This window comes from Sphingomonas sp. Ag1, assembly GCF_000980895.1.
GTDB lineage: Bacteria > Pseudomonadota > Alphaproteobacteria > Sphingomonadales > Sphingomonadaceae > Sphingomonas > Sphingomonas panaciterrae.
This window is the reverse complement of the sequence record NZ_LAZX01000071.1, coordinates 1-15730: the sequence shown is the minus strand read 5'-3', so window position 1 is coordinate 15730 and position 15730 is coordinate 1. Positions and strand designations below refer to the sequence as shown.

The window sequence follows — 15730 nt, the reverse complement described above, 5'->3', positions numbered from 1 at the left end:
TCAGTACATGTGCTGGCCGCCGTTGATGCTCAGCGTCGATCCGGTGACGAAGCCCCCGTCCTCCGAACAGAGGAAGGCGACACCGCGCGCGATCTCCTGCGCCTGGCCCAGCCGCCCGACGGGGATCTTGGCGACGATCTTGTCCAGCACCTCGCCCGGCACCGCCGCCACCATGTCAGTGTCGATATAGCCGGGCGCGATCGCATTGACGGTCACGCCGACCCGCGCCCCTTCCAGCGCCAGCGCCTTGGTGAAGCCGTGGATGCCGCTCTTCGCCGCGGCGTAATTCACCTGGCCATATTGCCCGGCCTGGCCGTTGATCGACCCGATGTTGACGATCCGCCCCCATTGCCGCTCGCGCATTCCCGGAAACACCGCCTTGGCCATGTTGAAACACCCGCCAAGGTTGGTGTCCATGACTTCCTTCCACATTTGGTAGGTCATCTTCATGAAGGTGCCGTCGCGGGTGATGCCGGCATTGTTGACCAGCACGTCGACCGGGCCCAGCGCCGCCTCCACATCGGCGACGCCCGCCAGGCACGCCTCATGGTCGCTGACGTCCCAGCGGACTGCCCGGATGCCGGTACGCGCGGTGAAATCCGCCGCACGCGTGTCGTTGCCGGCATAATTGGCGGCGACGGTCAGCCCCATGTCGCGCAACGCGATGCTGACGGCTTCCCCGATGCCCCGCGTGCCGCCAGTGACGATCGCAACCCGCCCCATCAGTCCCCCCTCGTTCAGTGTCCGCGAACGCTAGGTGACGGGCAGCCAGCCTTCAAGCTCGCGGCTGATCAGCGTCCGTAACAAATCAAGTCCGACCGGGCTGTCGTTCAGGCACGGCAGATAGGCAAAGTCGGTGCCGCCCGCCTCGATGAAGGTCTCGCGCCCGCGGATCGCCAGTTCCTCCAGCGTCTCCAGGCAGTCGGCGGAAAAGCCCGGCGCCACGATCGCCACCTTGCGGATGCCGCGCGCGGGCAACTCGGCCAGGACCACATCGGTCGCCGGTTCCAGCCAGCGGGCGCGGCCGAACCGCGACTGGAAGGTGATCGTCACCTCGCGCCCCAGCGCCTCGCCCAGCAGCCGCGCCGTTTTCTGGCACTGGCAATGATAGGGGTCGCCCAGCTTCAGCGTCCGCTCGGGCATCCCGTGGAAACTGGTCAGCAGCGCGTCGGGGGCAAAGGGGAGCGCGGCGATTGCCTCGCGCACCGACGTCGCCAGCGCGGCGATATAGGCGGGATCGTCATGATACGGCGGCAGCGTGCGGATCGCCGGCTGCCAGCGCATCTGCGCCAGCTTGGCAAAGGCCTTGTCGTTCGCTGTCGCCGTCGTCGCGCCAGAATATTGCGGGTACAGCGGCGCCAGCAGGATGCGGTCGCAGCCACCATCCTTCAGCGCCTGGATCCGGTCGCCGATCGCCGGATTGCCGTAGCGCATGGCGTAATCCACCGTGACGCCCGGCCCGAAGTCACCGGCCAGTGCCTGCGCCTGCGCGCGCGTGATCGCCGCCAGTGGCGAACCATCCTCGCGCCACACCTGCTGATAGGCGTGCGCCGACTTCTTGGGTCGCGTGGTCAGCACCGCACCGCGCAAAATGGGCTGCCAGATCAGCCGCGGGATCTCGACGACACGGGGGTCCGACAGGAATTCCGCCAGATAGCGGCGCACCGCGGGCGGATCGGGCGCGTCGGGCGTGCCGAGGTTGATCAGCAGGACGCCGATACGGCGCGGCGCGATCGGGGGGTGATCGGGGGGCGGGGTCATGATGCTCCAAACGGCAGGGTGCGGGGGCGGTTGCCCGCGGCGGCGGCCAGCGCGTTGGCGATGGCGGGGGCAACCGCCACGACGCCAAGGTCGCTGACCCCGCCCGGATCGCCCCGGCTGGGGATGAGTTCGACGGTGATCTCCGGCGTATCCGCCAGCCGCGGCAACCGCAGGTCGCCCAGCGTGCGCGTATCGGCCAGCCCGGCGGTGAAATGCGGCGCCCGGCCGGTTGCCAGCGCCAGGCCCAGCAGGATGCCGCCCTCCACCTGCTGGCGTACGACATCGGGGTTGATCGCCCGCCCGCAATCCACCGCAGCGACGATCCGGTCGACCTTCACCCCGCCGCTGCCGTCCTGCTGCGCCTCGGCGACCAGCGCGATCCGGCTGCCGGCCATGGCATGGCACGCCAGCCCCTGCCCCGTGCCCGCCGCCCCGCCGTCCCACTCGCCGAGCGCGGCGGCGGTGCTGAGGCAGCGGGCGAGCTGCGGGTCATGGCCCAGCATCCCGATCCGGTAGGACATCGGCTCGGTTCCGGCACGATGCGCCAGCTCGTCGATGAAACATTCGGTGAAAAAGGCATTGGCGCGATCCGCCCCGCCGCGCAGATGCCCGACGGTCAGCGGGATATCGGCCGGATGGTGGAGGATCGACGCCGCCGGAAAGGCATAAGGCGGCACCGCGCCGGCCATCGCATAGCCATCCGCGCGCTGGGGCAGGAACATCGCCGACCGTGCCAGCGCATCATGGCCCAGCAATCGGTCGGTCAGCGCCGCGCCGGTGGCGGGGGTGGCGATGCGCGCCTGCCAGTCCAGGATCCGCCCGTCGCTCGCCAGCCGCGCGGCCATGCGCGCACGCGCCGGCGCGCCGAACCGGTCGTGCAGCGTCGCCTCGCGCCGCGTCCATAGCAGCTGCACCGGCCGGCGCAGCGTCGCCGCCAGGATCGCGGCCTGCTCCACCGCCTCATGGTCGAGCGCGCGGCCGAACGATCCGCCGATCATCATCGGATGGATGGTGACGGCCTGTTCGGACACGCCGATCGCGCGCGCGGCGGCGGCACGGGCCAGCCCCGGCGCCTGCGTCGGCGCCCATAGTTCCAGCCGGTCGCTGTGCCACCATGCGGTCGCGGACGGCGTCTCCAGCGATGCGTGGACACCGGGCCCGATCGCGTAGCTCGCGCGCGCCACATCGCCCGCCAGCTCGTCCGCCGCCTCGCCGTGCCGCGCAAACGCCAGTGCGGGTCGCTCGAACGCCGCCTCCAGTCCGGCATCGATCGCCGCGCTGTCCGCCAGCCCACCGCGCGTCTCGAAACGCGGGCGAAGCGCCGCCAGCCCCTGGATCGCCGCCCAGCTGGTGTTGGCGACCACCGCCACCCAATGCGGATTCTCGACCACCCCGGTCACGCCGCGCACCCGGTCCGCCGCCGGCTTGTCGACCCGCACCAGCCGGCTGCGTGTGACGCCCGCTGGGCCCTGCGCGATCGTCGCGAAGACCATGTCGGGCAGCCGCACGTCGGCGGTGAAGTTCACCGATCCATCGACCTTCGCCGGCGCGTCCAGCCGTGGCAGCGACTGACCCGACAACCGCCCCTCGTCACCAAAGCGCAGCGGCAATTCCTCGGGCAGGTCGAACCCCGCCGCCTCCGCCGCCAGCTCGCCGAACCGCAGCCGCCGGTTGCCGTTAACAACGAAGCCGTCAGCGGTGTCGCATTCCCCCCAGTCGACGCCCCAGCGCTTGGCCGCCGCCTTGGTCAGCAGCACGCGCGCCGCCGCCCCCGCCTCGCGCAGCGGCGCCTCGAACATGCGCACGGAGGTGGAGCCGCCGGTCAGCACCAGCCCCGATCGCACCCAATGCTCGCGCCGGATCGCGTCGGGCACCTGCGCCAGTCCGCCGCCGAACAGCGCTGCCGCGGCCAGCGGATTGGCATAGGTCGGCCCCGGCACCGCCGCTTCCACCCCGATGGTGCGCCAGTCCGCACCCAGCTCGTCGGCCACGATCTGCGGCAGGGTGGTATAGACGCCCTGGCCATGCTCGGCCTGCGGCACGGCAATGGTGATGCGACCGTTTCGCGCGATCTTCAGCCACGCGCCGATCGCGGTCTCGTTGCGCTCGGGTGCGAGGTCGACGGCATAATGGCGCGGCCACACCGCCCAGGCGAGCGCGAGCCCGGCCCCCGCCCCTCCGGTCACCAGCAAGGTTCGACGCGAGATCATCGCGCGCGTCTGTAGCGCGCGGCGATCATCGCGTCATTGCCCTGCGTTCGATGACAATTATCGACGGAAAGCGCCCGCGCGCGTCAGTCGACCGTCACCGCCAGCACATAGCCGGCCATCTGCTGGCGGATCAGCTTCTTGTCGATCTTCCCCGTCGCGCCGAGCGGAATCTCCTCCACGAAGACCACGTCGTCGGGCATCCACCATTTGGCGATCTTGCCCTCCAGGAACGCGAGCAGGTCGTCGCCCGTCGCTGCCTCGCCCGGCTTCAGCTGGCACAGCAGGATCGGTCGCTCGTCCCATTTCGGATGCGCGACGCCGATCACCGCGGCGATCGCCACCGACGGGTGGCCGACCGCGATATTCTCGATCTCGATCGAGCTGATCCACTCGCCACCCGATTTCACCACGTCCTTCGCGCGATCAGTGATCTGCATATAGCCGCGCCGGTCGATCGTCGCGACGTCGCCGGTGTCGAAATAGCCCTCCTCGTCGAGGATCTCGCCGCCCTCGCCACCAAAGTAGGAGGAGACGATCGTCGGCCCCTTGATCTTGAGGTGCCCGAACGTCTCGCCATCATGCGGCAGCGGGTTGCCGTCATCATCGGTCAGCTTGAACTTCAGCCCGCACATCAGCCGGCCCTGCTTGATCTTGTGCGCGACCTGCGCGTCGTCATCCATCGCCGCCACCTCGGCGCTGGGCGAGGACAGCGTCGCCAGCGGCGATGTCTCGGTCATTCCCCAGCCCTGCGTGACTTCGACGCCATATTCGTCGCGGAACGCACGGACCAGCGCCTCGGGCACCGCCGATCCGCCGATCGTCACCCGGCTGAGCGTGTCGATCCGCCGCCCCGACGTGCGCAGATACTGCAGCAGCCCCTGCCACACCGTCGGCACCGCGGCGGAATATGTGACGCCCTCGCTCTCGATCAGGTCGCAGATTGATTCGCCGTCCATCCGGGGCCCCGGCAGCACCAGCTTCGCGCCGACCGCGGGCGCGGAATAGACCACGCCCCAGGCATTGGCATGGTACATCGGCACCACCAGCAGCACCGTGTCACGTCCCGACAACGCCAGCGCATCGGCCTGCAGCGTCAGCATGGTATGGAGGTAGTTGGAGCGGTGCGAATACAGCACGCCCTTGGGATTGCCCGTCGTCCCGCTGGTGTAGCAGAGGCCGCAGGCGAGATTCTCGTCGAACCCGCCCCAGGCATATTCCGCCGGCTCGCCCGCGATCCAGTCGTCGAAGGCGGTGGCGGCATAATCGGTCGCCGGCATCGACGCCGCGTCGCACAGGAAGATCACCCGCTCGATCGACGGCGCCTGCGGCAGCAATTGCGCGACCAGATCGGCACAATTGGGATCGGCCAGCAGGATGCGATCGCCGGCGTGATTGGCGATATAGACGATCTGTTCCAGGAACAGCCGCGGGTTCAGCGTGTGGAGCACCGCCCCCATGTTGGTCGCACCATACCAGGCGGCGACATGGCGATGCGTGTTCCAGCCCATGGTGGCGACCCGGTCGCCCTGGCGGATGCCGGCGCGCGACAGCGCCGACGACACCTGCTTCGCCATGTCGCGGATGCTGGCGTAATTGCTGCGGGTGACATGGCCCGCCGCATCGCGCGACACGACCTCGCGCCCCGGCTGCCAGGTGGCGGCATGGTCGAGGAAGGTATCGACGGTCAGTTGCCCCGACTGCATCAGACCCAGCATCACATTCTCCATCTACGCGCCGGGCCTGCTGCCCCGGCCTCTTCGGTTTTCCACGCCATCGCGGTCGCCGACTGTGCGGCAGGGGACATGCCGGCACAAGGCCGCCCCGCGCCGCACGGCGTCAGCCGGCCTGCGCCGCCTTCCAGTCACGCTTCACCTTCTTCGCCAGGCTCCATTTGTGAACCTCGGTGGGGCCGTCATAGATGCGGAACGCGCGCACCTCGCGGAACACCTGCTCGACGATCGTGTCCCCGCTGACTCCCGTCGCGCCCATCACCTGGACGCAGCGATCGGCGATGCGCATCAGCGCCTCCGACACCGCGACCTTCGCCATCGAGCTTTCCACCGTGCCCAGCACGCCGGTGTCGAGCACGTCGGCGCACCAATCGATCATCAGCTCGGCCTGTTTCAGGTCGATCAGATTCTCCGCCAGCATGAAACCGACGCCTTCATGGTCGACCAGGGGCTTGCCGAAGGCATGGCGGCGGTTGGCGTAATCGGTCGCGATCTCATGCGCGCGGGCGCAGGCGCCGTGCCAGCGCATGCAGTGCGTCAGCCGCGCGGGCGCGAGGCGAACCTGCGCCAGCTTGAAGCCGTCGCCCGGGTCCCCCAGCATCTGGTCGGCGGGCACGCGAAGGTTGTCGATCGTCACCACCGAATGGCCGCCCGGCATCGAGCTGTCGATCGTGTCGAGCACGCGTTCGATGCGGATCGCAGGGTCCGGCAGGTCGACGAGGAACATCGACGCCCCTTCATCGGCCTTGGCCATGACGATGCCGACCTTGGCGCCATCCGCGCCGGTGATGAACGTCTTGCGGCCGTTGATGACCCAGTGATTGCCGTCGCGTACCGCCGTGGTGCGCATCATCGACGGGTCGGACCCGGCGCCACCGCCGCCCTCGCCGTCCATCGCCGGCTCGGTCATGAAGAAGGCCGAACGCGCCTCACCGGCGACGAGCGGCTTCAGGAACCGCTCCTTCAGCTCGGGGCTCGCCTTCTGGCCGAGGAGGTACATATTGCCCTCGTCCGGGGCCATCACGTTCACCGCCAGCGGCCCCAGCGGCGACAGGCCCGACGCGCGCAGCACGTCCGCCGTCTCGCGGTGCGTCAAATGGCCACCGTCGGGCAGGATGTGCGGCGTCAGCACGCCCGCCTTGCGCGCCAGCCCGCGCATTTCCTGCACCAGTTCGTCGGATGGCCCGTGCGTGCCGCAGCGCGGATCCCGTTCGTACGGCACGATCGTCCCGCGCACGAACGCCTCGACCTTGGCGGCGATCTCCTGGCCTCTCGTCATCCCCATTCCCGCATGATTATTGTCAGATGAGGGGGCTAATGTCGTGTTTCGTTTCGTGTCGCCAGCCCTAACACTGGCCGCGCACATCGCCCGCCGCCTCGCAGAACCAGCGACAGGTGGCCGCAATCCCGTCCGCCAGGGTGATGCGCGGCTGCCATCCCAGCGCGCGCAGTCGGCCTGAATCGACCAGCTTGCGCGGCGTGCCATCGGGCCTCGCCGGGTCCGCCGCGATCGCGCCGTCGAACCCGATCGCGCGCGCCACCATCGCCGCCAGCTCGCGGATGGTCACTTCCTCGCCCGACCCGACGTTGATCGGCGCATCGTCTGAATAATACATCATCAGGAACACGCAGGCGTCGGCCAGGTCGTCGACGTGCAGGAATTCGCGCCGCGGCGTCCCGCTGCCCCAGATCGGCATCGCCGCGGCCCCCGCAACGCGTGCCTCATGCGCCTTGCGGATCAGCGCCGGCAGGACATGGCTCGATTCAAGGTCGAAATTGTCGCCCGGGCCATAAAGGTTGGTCGGCATTGCGGCGATGAAGTCGCAGCCGTGCTGGCGGCGATAGGCCTGGACGAGCTTGACCCCGGCGATCTTGGCGATCGCATACCATTGGTTGGTCGGCTCCAGCGGCCCGGCCAGCAGCGCCTCCTCGCGGATCGGCTGCTCTGCCAGCCGCGGGTAGATGCACGACGACCCGAGGAACAGCAGCTTCTCCACCCCCGATCGGTGCGCCGCCTCGATGACGTTCGCGGCGATCATCAGATTGTCGTGCAGGAAATCGGCCGGGTAGCGATCATTGGCCAGGATCCCGCCGACCCGCGCCGCCGCCAGGAACACCGCCTGCGGGCGGTTGGCGGCGAACCAGTTCCCCACCGCCGCCTGCCGGGTGAGGTCAAGCTCCTCCCGCCCGACCGTCACGATGGTGCAGCCCACCCCTTGCAGCCGCCGCACCAGCGCGGCGCCCACCATCCCGCGATGCCCCGCGACCAGCACGCGCTTGCCCGCGAGGTCATACGGCCGCCCGATCAGGCGCGCGCCCTCACCCGCAACCCCGCCATCACATCAGGCATGATGCGCGATCGGCGCGGTTTTCATCGCGTCGAGGTCCGCCAGCACCATTTCGCGCGCCAGTTGCCGCACGCTCGTCTCATGCGCCCAGCCCAGCTTCTGCTTCGCCTTGCGCGGGTCGCCGATCAGCAGGTCGACCTCGGTCGGCCGGAAATAACGCTGGTCGATCTCCACCCGGCAATCGCCGCTGCGATCGCAATAGCCCTTCTCGGCCACCCCCTCGCCATGCCAGCGCAGCGTGATCCCGACATCGGCGAACGCCCATTCGACGAAATGCCGCACCGGCGTCGTCTCGCCGGTCGCCAGCACATAATCGTCCGGCTCGTCCTGCTGCAGCATCATCCACATGCCGCGGACGTAGTCGCGCGCATGGCCCCAGTCGCGCCGCGCATCGAGATTGCCGAGATACAGCCGCTCCTGCCGCCCCAGCCTGATCGCCGCCGCCGCCCGCGTGATCTTGCGCGTGACGAACGTCTCGCCGCGCACCGGGCTCTCGTGGTTGAACAGGATGCCGTTGGAGGCGTGCATCCCATATGCCTCGCGGTAATTCACCACGATCCAGTAAGCGTACAGCTTCGCCACGCCATAGGGTGATCGCGGGTAGAAGGGCGTCGTCTCGCGCTGCGGCACTTCCTGCACCAGCCCGTACAGCTCCGACGTCGACGCCTGGTAGAACCGCGTCGTCTGCTCCAGCCCCAGGATGCGGATTGCCTCCAGCAGCCGCAAGGTGCCGATCGCATCGGCGTTGGCGGTATATTCGGGCGATTCGAAGCTCACCTGCACATGGCTCTGCGCCGCCAGATTGTAGATTTCGGTCGGCTGCACCTGCTGCACCAGCCGGATCAGGTTGGTCGCGTCGGTCAGGTCGCCATAATGAAGGTGAAAGCGAGGATCGTCTTCGTGCGGATCCTGATAGATATGTTCGATCCGCCCCGTGTTGAACGAAGATGATCGTCGCTTCACGCCATGGACCTGATAGCCCTTGGACAGCAGCAATTCGGACAGATACGCCCCGTCCTGCCCTGTCACGCCGGTGATCAGCGCCACCTTTCGCTGCGACATCATGTTTTCCCCGCCCCGTTAACCATGAAGCTAGGCGACGTTACTGGCGCCGGCAAGCCACAGGCGACGAAATGATGTGCCGCGGCAGGATCCTTGCCGCGCCGCAATGCGTTGATCCGTCGACCAGTAGGTCGCCCGGCGCCCCAACGATCCCAACCCGTTGAAAAGCGGTGTTTTCAGGAAAACGGTAATCGACTCTTTCGATCACCCACATCCAATATAAACGATTGGATCACTCGCTGCGGCGCACTATCTCGGGGCCTCGGATACACCTAAGGAGTTACGCATGTCGCTTATCGGCACGACCATCAAGCCGTTCGAGACCCAGGCCTACAAGGACGGCAAGTTCATCACCGTCACCGACGCCGATACCCGTGGCAAGTGGGCGGTGTTCTTCTTCTACCCGGCCGACTTCACCTTCGTGTGCCCGACCGAGCTGGAGGACCTCGCCGACCATTACGAGACGTTCCAGAAGATGGGCGTCGAGATCTACTCGGTGTCGACCGACACGCATTTCAGCCACAAGGCATGGCACGACACCTCGCCGGCGATCGGCAAGATCAAGTTCACCATGCTGGGTGACCAGAACCACACCATCTCGAACAATTTCGAGATCCTGCGCGCTGGCCAGGGCCTCGCTGATCGCGGCACCTTCGTCGTCGATCCCGATGGCGTGATCCAGCTGATGGAAGTCACCAGCGAAGGCGTCGGCCGCAACGCGGTCGAGCTGCTGCGCAAGATCAAGGCGGCGCAGTACATTGCGGCGCACCCGGGTGAGGTTTGCCCGGCGAAGTGGGAAGAGGGTGAAACCACGCTCGCCCCGTCGCTCGACCTCGTCGGCAAGATCTGAGCGGCCACGCACCGATCATGGGCGGGGCAGCGTAACGGCCCCGTCCAGCACGCCGTCATGCCGGGCCCGTCCCGGCATCCACCACCCCGCAGGCGCGCCCCCGCGCCGGGTATGCGGGACAAGGATGGGCCCCGGCCACGCGGCCGGGGCGACGACGGTCCCCCCACCTGCCCTCACGCCAGCGGTGCGGCGCCCTCCCCCGCGTCTCCCCCCTGCCCCCGGCGCGGGGCCGCACCGCTGACGTGACGGCAGACAGCAATCACGAAAAGGGCTTTTGATGCTCGACCAGAATCTGAAGACCCAGCTCAAGGGTTATCTCGCCAACATCCGCCAGCCGATCGAGCTGGTCGCCTCCACCAACGACAGCGCCAAGTCGCGCGAGATGATGGAGCTGCTGGACGAGGTCGCCGCACTGTCCGACCAGGTCAGCGTGGTGCGCGCCGACGACGACCAGCGTCGCCCCTCGTTCCTGATCCGCCGTGTCGGCACCGACATCGGCGTGCGCTCCGCCGGCGTGCCGATGGGGCATGAATTCACCTCGCTCGTCCTCGCGCTGCTGCAGGTCGGCGGCCACCCGTCGAAGCTGTCGCAGGAAGTGATCGCGCAGGTCCAGGCGCTCGACGGCGACTATCAGTTCGAAAGCTATTTCTCGCTCACCTGCCAGAACTGCCCCGACGTGGTGCAGGCGCTCAACCTCATGAGTGTGCTGAACCCGCGCATCCGCCACGTCGCGATCGAGGGTGGCGCCTTCCAGGACGAGGTCGAGGCGCGGCAGATCATGTCGGTGCCGGCGATCTTCCTCAACGGCCAGCCGTTCGCGCAGGGCCGCATGGACGTGGAGCAGATTCTCGCCAAGCTCGACACCGGCGCGGTCGCCCGCACCGCGGAGAAGATCTCGGCCAAGGAGCCGTTCGAGGTGCTCGTCGTCGGCGGCGGTCCGGCCGGCGCTTCGGCGGCGATCTATGCCGCGCGCAAGGGTATCCGCACCGGCATCGCGACCGAGCGGTTCGGCGGCCAGGTGCTCGACACCATGTCGATCGAGAATTTCATCTCCGTCCCGCATACCGAAGGGCCCAAGCTCGTCGCCCAGCTCGAGCAGCATGTCGGCGACTATGACGTCGACGTGATGAACCTGCAGAAGGCGGCGAAGCTCGTCCCGGCGACGCAGGAAGGCGGCCTCCACGAAGTCACGCTGGAAAGCGGCGCCACCCTCAAGGCGCGCACCGTGATCCTGTCGACCGGCGCACGCTGGCGCCAGATGAACGTGCCGGGCGAGGACGCCTATCGCAACAAGGGCGTGACCTATTGCCCGCACTGCGATGGACCCTTGTTCAAGGGCAAGCGCGTCGCGGTGATCGGTGGCGGCAATTCGGGCGTTGAGGCGGCAATCGACCTCGCCGGCATCGTCGCCCACGTCACGCTGATCGAGTTCGACCGCGACCTGCGCGCCGACGCGGTGCTTCAGCGCAAGCTCGCCAGCCTCCCGAACGTGAAGGTCATCACCTCTGCGCTCACCACCGAGGTGAAGGGCGACGGCAGCAAGGTGACCTCGCTCACCTACAAGGATCGCAATCACGACACGCTGCATGAGATCGAGCTGGAGGGCATCTTCGTCCAGATCGGCCTCGTCCCCAACACCGAATGGCTGAAGGACACGGTCGCCCTGTCCAACCGCGGCGAGATCGAGATCGACCATCGCGGCGAAACCTCGCGCCCGGGCATCTTCGCCGCCGGCGACTGCACGACCGTGCCGTACAAGCAGATCGTGATCGCGATGGGCGAAGGGTCGAAGGCGTCGCTCTCGGCGTTCGACTATCTCATCCGCCTGCCCGCCGACCTCGCCGAGGCGGCCTGATCCACCAGCCCCGGCGCCCGCGCGGGTGCCGGGGCGACCGGCCCGCCCCTGTTGTCTTAAGCTCGCCGCAATGCTCAGGCGTTAGGGCGGCGCCAGACACAGGGAAGCGGAGCATATGGCCTATCTCGTCACCGGCGTGGCCGGGTTCATCGGTGCCGCCGTCGCGCGGCGACTGCTTGATCGCGGCGAGCAGGTCGTCGGCATCGACAATCTCAACGATTATTATGCCGTCCAGCTGAAGCACGATCGCCTCGCGACGCTCGCCAGGCCGAACTTCACCTTCGCTGCTGTCGACATCGCCGACCAGGCGGCGCTCACCGCCGCGCTGGCGCCGCACCGGATCACCCATATCGTCCATCTCGCCGCGCAGGCGGGCGTGCGCTACTCGCTCACCAACCCGCACGCCTACGTCCAGTCGAACGTCGTCGGGCAGGTCAATCTGCTCGAATATGCCCGGTCATGCGACGGCCTCGTGTCGATGAGCTACGCCTCGTCCAGCTCGGTCTATGGCGGCAATACCAAGCTGCCGTTCGCCGAGGATGATCGCGTCGACGCGCCGGTCTCGCTCTATGCCGCGACCAAGAAGTCGGACGAGCTGATGGGCCATGTCTATGCCCATCTCTATCGCGTGCCGCTGACCGGCCTCAGGTTCTTCACCGTCTACGGCCCGTGGAGCCGCCCCGACATGGCGACCTGGCTGTTCACCGACGCGATTCTGAAGGGCAAGCCGATCCGCGTCTTCAACAATGGCGACATGAGCCGCGATTTCACCTTCATCGACGATATCGTCTCCGGCGTGATCGCGGTGACCGACAGCCCGCCGGCCGACGATGGCAGCCGTCCGCCGCACCGGGTCTACAACATCGGCAACAACAAGCCCGAACGGCTGTTGCACATGATCGACGTGCTGGAGGATGCGATCGGCATCAAGGCGGTGCGCAGCCTGGAGCCGATGCAGCCCGGCGACGTCCCGGCCACTTATGCCGACATTTCCGCGATCCAGCGCGACCACGGCTTTGCCCCCACCACCCCGATCGAGGTCGGCATCCCCCGCTTCGTCGACTGGTTCAAAAGCTACCACGGCATCGCCTAGCGCCGTCCTTCGTCATTCCCGCGCAGGCGGGAATCCATAATCGCAACCCTCGCCGCGCACGCGGCGCCGCTGTCCTACATCCCTCCAACGCGCCTATGTTCTTCTTCTGTTCCAACGCAGGAGAGGAATATGATCGACGATCTCATCAACGGCGTGATCGACCGTGAGGGCGGCTACGTCCACCATCCGGCGGACCGCGGCGGCGCGACTCGCTGGGGCATTACGGAGGCGGTGGCCCGCGCCAACGGCTATGCCGGCGACATGCGCCATTTCGCGCGTGAGGCCGCCGCCGTCATCTACCGCCGCATCTACTGGCAGTGCCCCCGGATCGATGACGTGGCGCAGCGCGCGCCGAGCATCGCAGCCGAATTGTTCGACACCGGCGTCAACATGGGGCCGGCGGTCGCCGTCGCCTTCCTCCAGCGCGCGCTGAACGCGCTCAATCGCGGCGCACGCGATTACCCGGACATATTGCTCGACGGCCGCATCGGTCCGCAGACGCTGGGCGCGCTCGACGGCTTCCTCGCGACGCGCGGCGCGGCCGGAGAGACGGTGCTGCTCAAGGCGCTCGAGGCGCTGCAGGGCGAACGCTACGTCTCGCTCGCCGAGCGCCGCCCCGCAAACGAGGCATTCCTCTACGGCTGGCTCGCCAACCGCCTCGCCTGAAGGAGAAGGCAAAATGGCATTGCTCGATACCATCATCGGCCCGGTCGCCGGGCTGATCGACAAGATCATCCCCGATCCCAAGGCGCGCGAGGCGGCGAAGCTCGAATTGCTCCGCCTCGAAGGATCGCAGGAACTCGACCGGCTGAAGGCACAGATGGCCGCTGTGCTGGCGGAGGCGGAATCGCCCGATCCCTGGACCAGCCGGGCACGGCCGAGCTTCCTCTACGTCATGTACGTGCTGCTGCTGTAGCGCAGGGTTATACACATGCGTAACCCTGCACGCGAGGAACCTCGCAAACAGGGTTGTCCACAATTAGGAAAGGCTACACGGCTGCGTCCTAGTACGGAGCGCAGGATGACTAATTGCGTAACATATAAGCGTTTCTCGACGAAAGCGCAGGACAAAGGGTCCAGTCTCGATCGTCAAACCGCAGCCATCAATGCGATGGTAGAGCAGCACAAATGGACGGTCATCGAAGAGCTTGAAGACCTTGGCGCATCTGCTTGGCGCGGGGATCACCTGAAAAGTGGTGCCCTAGGGAAGTTCAAGGATCGCGTTGATGCGGGCGAAATTGACCCCGGCACCATCCTCGTGATTGAAAATATCGACCGTCTCTCACGTCAGAATGTGAAAAAGGCCCGCCGATGGATTGAGGAAGTCACCGAAGCAGGTATCGGTGTTGCAGTTGCGAGCAAGAACAAGGTCTTCAACGAAGCGAGCTTGTCGGGCGAGAACATCATCGACCTGCTCGAATACCTCATGGAAGCCAAACGCTCCAACGAGGAAAGCCAGATCAAGAGCGCCAGAAATACTGGTGCTTGGCGGAAGGCCGAGAAGGATGCAGCCGAAACGGGCAAGCTGATTACCCGCACGGTGCCCGCTTGGATCGAAGTCACTCCAGATGGAAAGCGGGTTGAGATACCCGAGCGCGGCGACATTGTTCGGCGCATCTATGAGCTATGCGCGAGCGGCATCGGCTACATGAGCATTTCAAAGCTGCTCAATGAAGAGGGCGTTGAGCCGTGGGGCAAAGCCGGAGTGAACAAGCATGGGCTTTGGGAATGGTCCTATGTTCGCAACATCCTGAAGCACCCTGCCGTTGAAGGCGAATACCATGCCGGTCGGAAGATCGGCCGTCCAACCGGGCAGGTAATCGAAAACTACTATCCGGTCGTCGTTCCACCCGACTTGGTTGCTCGTGCTCGTACAGCTATGTCGAATCGCAGCCGCACAGGAGGCGCTAATTACGCCAACCCAGCGAACCTCTTCGCTGGCCTAATCAAGTGCGGCGCTTGCAATGGCAACATGCTTCGACGGCCAAGTCGATCGCTGACGCATGAACGCGCTGGTAGGCAGGCCAGCTATCTTCAGTGCTACGAAGCCAAGCGCGGCGGTAGCTGCCAACACCGGACATTCTATCGTTACGAGCATTTCGAGAAGGCTGCGCTCGATCAGGTGCTCAATCTCGCTCTGAAGGACCAGTATTTCAAGCGAAGCGATCAGACCGCCGCGCTGGCAAACCAGCTTGCTCAGGCGAAGAAGAAGCTAGAGCACAAGAAAGCCGCTCAGGCTCGCCTGCTGGGTCTAATCATGGAGGATGACGACGCCGACGAGGCGAAGGCCATGTTGAAAGTCGTCCGTGGTGAAGTCCGCGAGAGTGAAGACCGCGTTAAAGAATGTGAGGATGCTCTAGCGAAAGCGCGCGGCTCCGTGTCGCCGGAAGAACACGCCAAGCGGGTGGTGGCAATGGCTCACGCCATCAATAGCGAGGACGAGAAGACCAGATCGGAAGCGCGCGTCATCGTAAGAGAGGCACTAGGAGCGGTTATTGACCGCGTGGTCTGCAAGCCAACTGATGACCTTGGGAACGAGGGTCGGCGCTTCACGCTCTGGGCCGCTGACAACCACCTCATGATCGAGTTCGACAACGAGGGTAACATCACATCCGATTGGGATCTGGTTGCCCTGACCAACGACGACGCCCCCATTTTCAAGCAGATGTCCGAAGAGATCATGCGGGGCAGCAGGCACAGCGGAAAGGCGCTGGAAGCTGTGAAGCGCATCGCACCACCCGAGCGGTTCGCGGAGAGCGCCTGAGCAACACGGACTTGAGGACGCTGCCTACCAGCACGCCTGGAACGCTCAAATGGGAAG

General features: G+C 66.5%; 12 protein-coding genes and 1 pseudogene. 6 read left to right on the top strand and 7 right to left on the bottom strand.

The window, feature by feature from the left end; all coding sequences use genetic code 11:
• The 7 genes from phbB to gmd all read right to left on the bottom strand — a co-directional run bounded on the left by phbB (position 1) and on the right by gmd (position 9111).
• Positions 1-723 carry an acetoacetyl-CoA reductase gene (phbB, locus tag XM50_RS02185; RefSeq protein ID WP_046406998.1) on the bottom strand — a complete coding sequence of 241 codons (723 nt, stop codon included), beginning with the start codon at positions 721-723 and terminating at the stop codon, positions 1-3.
• Between the two features lie 30 nt (positions 724-753).
• Complete coding sequence (gene hemH, locus XM50_RS02180) at positions 754-1761, bottom strand: ferrochelatase (protein ID WP_046406996.1); 1008 nt, start codon at positions 1759-1761, stop codon at positions 754-756.
• Positions 1758-3971, bottom strand: coding sequence for a molybdopterin cofactor-binding domain-containing protein (locus tag XM50_RS02175; protein WP_046406994.1), 2214 nt, complete (start codon positions 3969-3971; stop codon positions 1758-1760). The genes hemH and XM50_RS02175 overlap by 4 nt, the downstream gene beginning before the upstream one ends.
• Before the next feature lie 83 nt (positions 3972-4054).
• The gene (locus XM50_RS02170; RefSeq protein ID WP_046407036.1) at positions 4055-5686 is read right to left on the bottom strand and encodes a long-chain-fatty-acid--CoA ligase; all 1632 of its coding nucleotides are present in this window, start codon (positions 5684-5686) and stop codon (positions 4055-4057) included.
• Between the two features lie 121 nt (positions 5687-5807).
• Positions 5808-6980 (bottom strand): acyl-CoA dehydrogenase family protein, encoded by a 1173-nt coding sequence (locus tag XM50_RS02165; RefSeq protein ID WP_046407034.1) that lies wholly within the window; start codon positions 6978-6980, stop codon positions 5808-5810.
• A gap of 67 nt (positions 6981-7047) precedes the next feature.
• Positions 7048-7974, bottom strand: a complete 927-nt coding sequence (locus XM50_RS02160) for a GDP-L-fucose synthase family protein (protein WP_269430553.1) — start codon at positions 7972-7974, stop codon at positions 7048-7050.
• A 69-nt stretch (positions 7975-8043) separates the two neighbouring features.
• Complete coding sequence (gene gmd / locus XM50_RS02155; RefSeq protein ID WP_046407030.1) at positions 8044-9111, bottom strand: GDP-mannose 4,6-dehydratase; 1068 nt, start codon at positions 9109-9111, stop codon at positions 8044-8046.
• Between the two features lie 286 nt (positions 9112-9397).
• Between gmd and ahpC the strand changes: the two genes are divergently transcribed.
• The 6 genes and pseudogenes from ahpC to XM50_RS02125 all read left to right on the top strand — a co-directional run bounded on the left by ahpC (position 9398) and on the right by XM50_RS02125 (position 15673).
• Positions 9398-9961 carry an alkyl hydroperoxide reductase subunit C gene (gene ahpC, locus XM50_RS02150; RefSeq protein WP_046406992.1) on the top strand — a complete coding sequence of 188 codons (564 nt, stop codon included), beginning with the start codon at positions 9398-9400 and terminating at the stop codon, positions 9959-9961.
• Between the two features lie 277 nt (positions 9962-10238).
• On the top strand, positions 10239-11816 hold the full coding sequence (gene ahpF, locus XM50_RS02145; protein WP_046406990.1) for an alkyl hydroperoxide reductase subunit F: 1578 nt from the start codon (positions 10239-10241) through the stop codon (positions 11814-11816).
• Positions 11817-11931: 115 nt separating this feature from the next.
• Positions 11932-12909, top strand: coding sequence for an NAD-dependent epimerase/dehydratase family protein (locus XM50_RS02140; protein ID WP_046406988.1), 978 nt, complete (start codon positions 11932-11934; stop codon positions 12907-12909).
• Positions 12910-13038: 129 nt separating this feature from the next.
• Positions 13039-13575 (top strand): glycoside hydrolase family 108 protein, encoded by a 537-nt coding sequence (locus XM50_RS02135; protein WP_046406986.1) that lies wholly within the window; start codon positions 13039-13041, stop codon positions 13573-13575.
• Positions 13576-13588: 13 nt separating this feature from the next.
• A pseudogene (locus XM50_RS02130) lies at positions 13589-13822 on the top strand (3TM-type holin); the annotation flags it as partial.
• A 108-nt stretch (positions 13823-13930) separates the two neighbouring features.
• On the top strand, positions 13931-15673 hold the full coding sequence (locus XM50_RS02125) for a recombinase family protein (RefSeq protein WP_197075298.1): 1743 nt from the start codon (positions 13931-13933) through the stop codon (positions 15671-15673).
• Positions 15674-15730 lie beyond the last annotated feature (57 nt).

What these genes read in the sequence shown, in the direction of transcription:
- phbB (WP_046406998.1), bottom strand. Translation starts at nt 723, where the DNA reads ATGGGGCGGGTTGCGATCGTCACTGGCGGCACGCGGGGCATCGGGGAA.
- hemH (WP_046406996.1), bottom strand. Translation starts at nt 1,761, where the DNA reads ATGACCCCGCCCCCCGATCACCCCCCGATCGCGCCGCGCCGTATCGGC.
- XM50_RS02175 (WP_046406994.1), bottom strand. Translation starts at nt 3,971, where the DNA reads ATGATCTCGCGTCGAACCTTGCTGGTGACCGGAGGGGCGGGGGCCGGG.
- XM50_RS02170 (WP_046407036.1), bottom strand. Translation starts at nt 5,686, where the DNA reads ATGCTGGGTCTGATGCAGTCGGGGCAACTGACCGTCGATACCTTCCTC.
- XM50_RS02165 (WP_046407034.1), bottom strand. Translation starts at nt 6,980, where the DNA reads ATGACGAGAGGCCAGGAGATCGCCGCCAAGGTCGAGGCGTTCGTGCGC.
- gmd (WP_046407030.1), bottom strand. Translation starts at nt 9,111, where the DNA reads ATGTCGCAGCGAAAGGTGGCGCTGATCACCGGCGTGACAGGGCAGGAC.
- ahpC (WP_046406992.1), top strand. Translation starts at nt 9,398, where the DNA reads ATGTCGCTTATCGGCACGACCATCAAGCCGTTCGAGACCCAGGCCTAC.
- ahpF (WP_046406990.1), top strand. Translation starts at nt 10,239, where the DNA reads ATGCTCGACCAGAATCTGAAGACCCAGCTCAAGGGTTATCTCGCCAAC.
- XM50_RS02140 (WP_046406988.1), top strand. Translation starts at nt 11,932, where the DNA reads ATGGCCTATCTCGTCACCGGCGTGGCCGGGTTCATCGGTGCCGCCGTC.
- XM50_RS02135 (WP_046406986.1), top strand. Translation starts at nt 13,039, where the DNA reads ATGATCGACGATCTCATCAACGGCGTGATCGACCGTGAGGGCGGCTAC.
- XM50_RS02125 (WP_197075298.1), top strand. Translation starts at nt 13,931, where the DNA reads ATGACTAATTGCGTAACATATAAGCGTTTCTCGACGAAAGCGCAGGAC.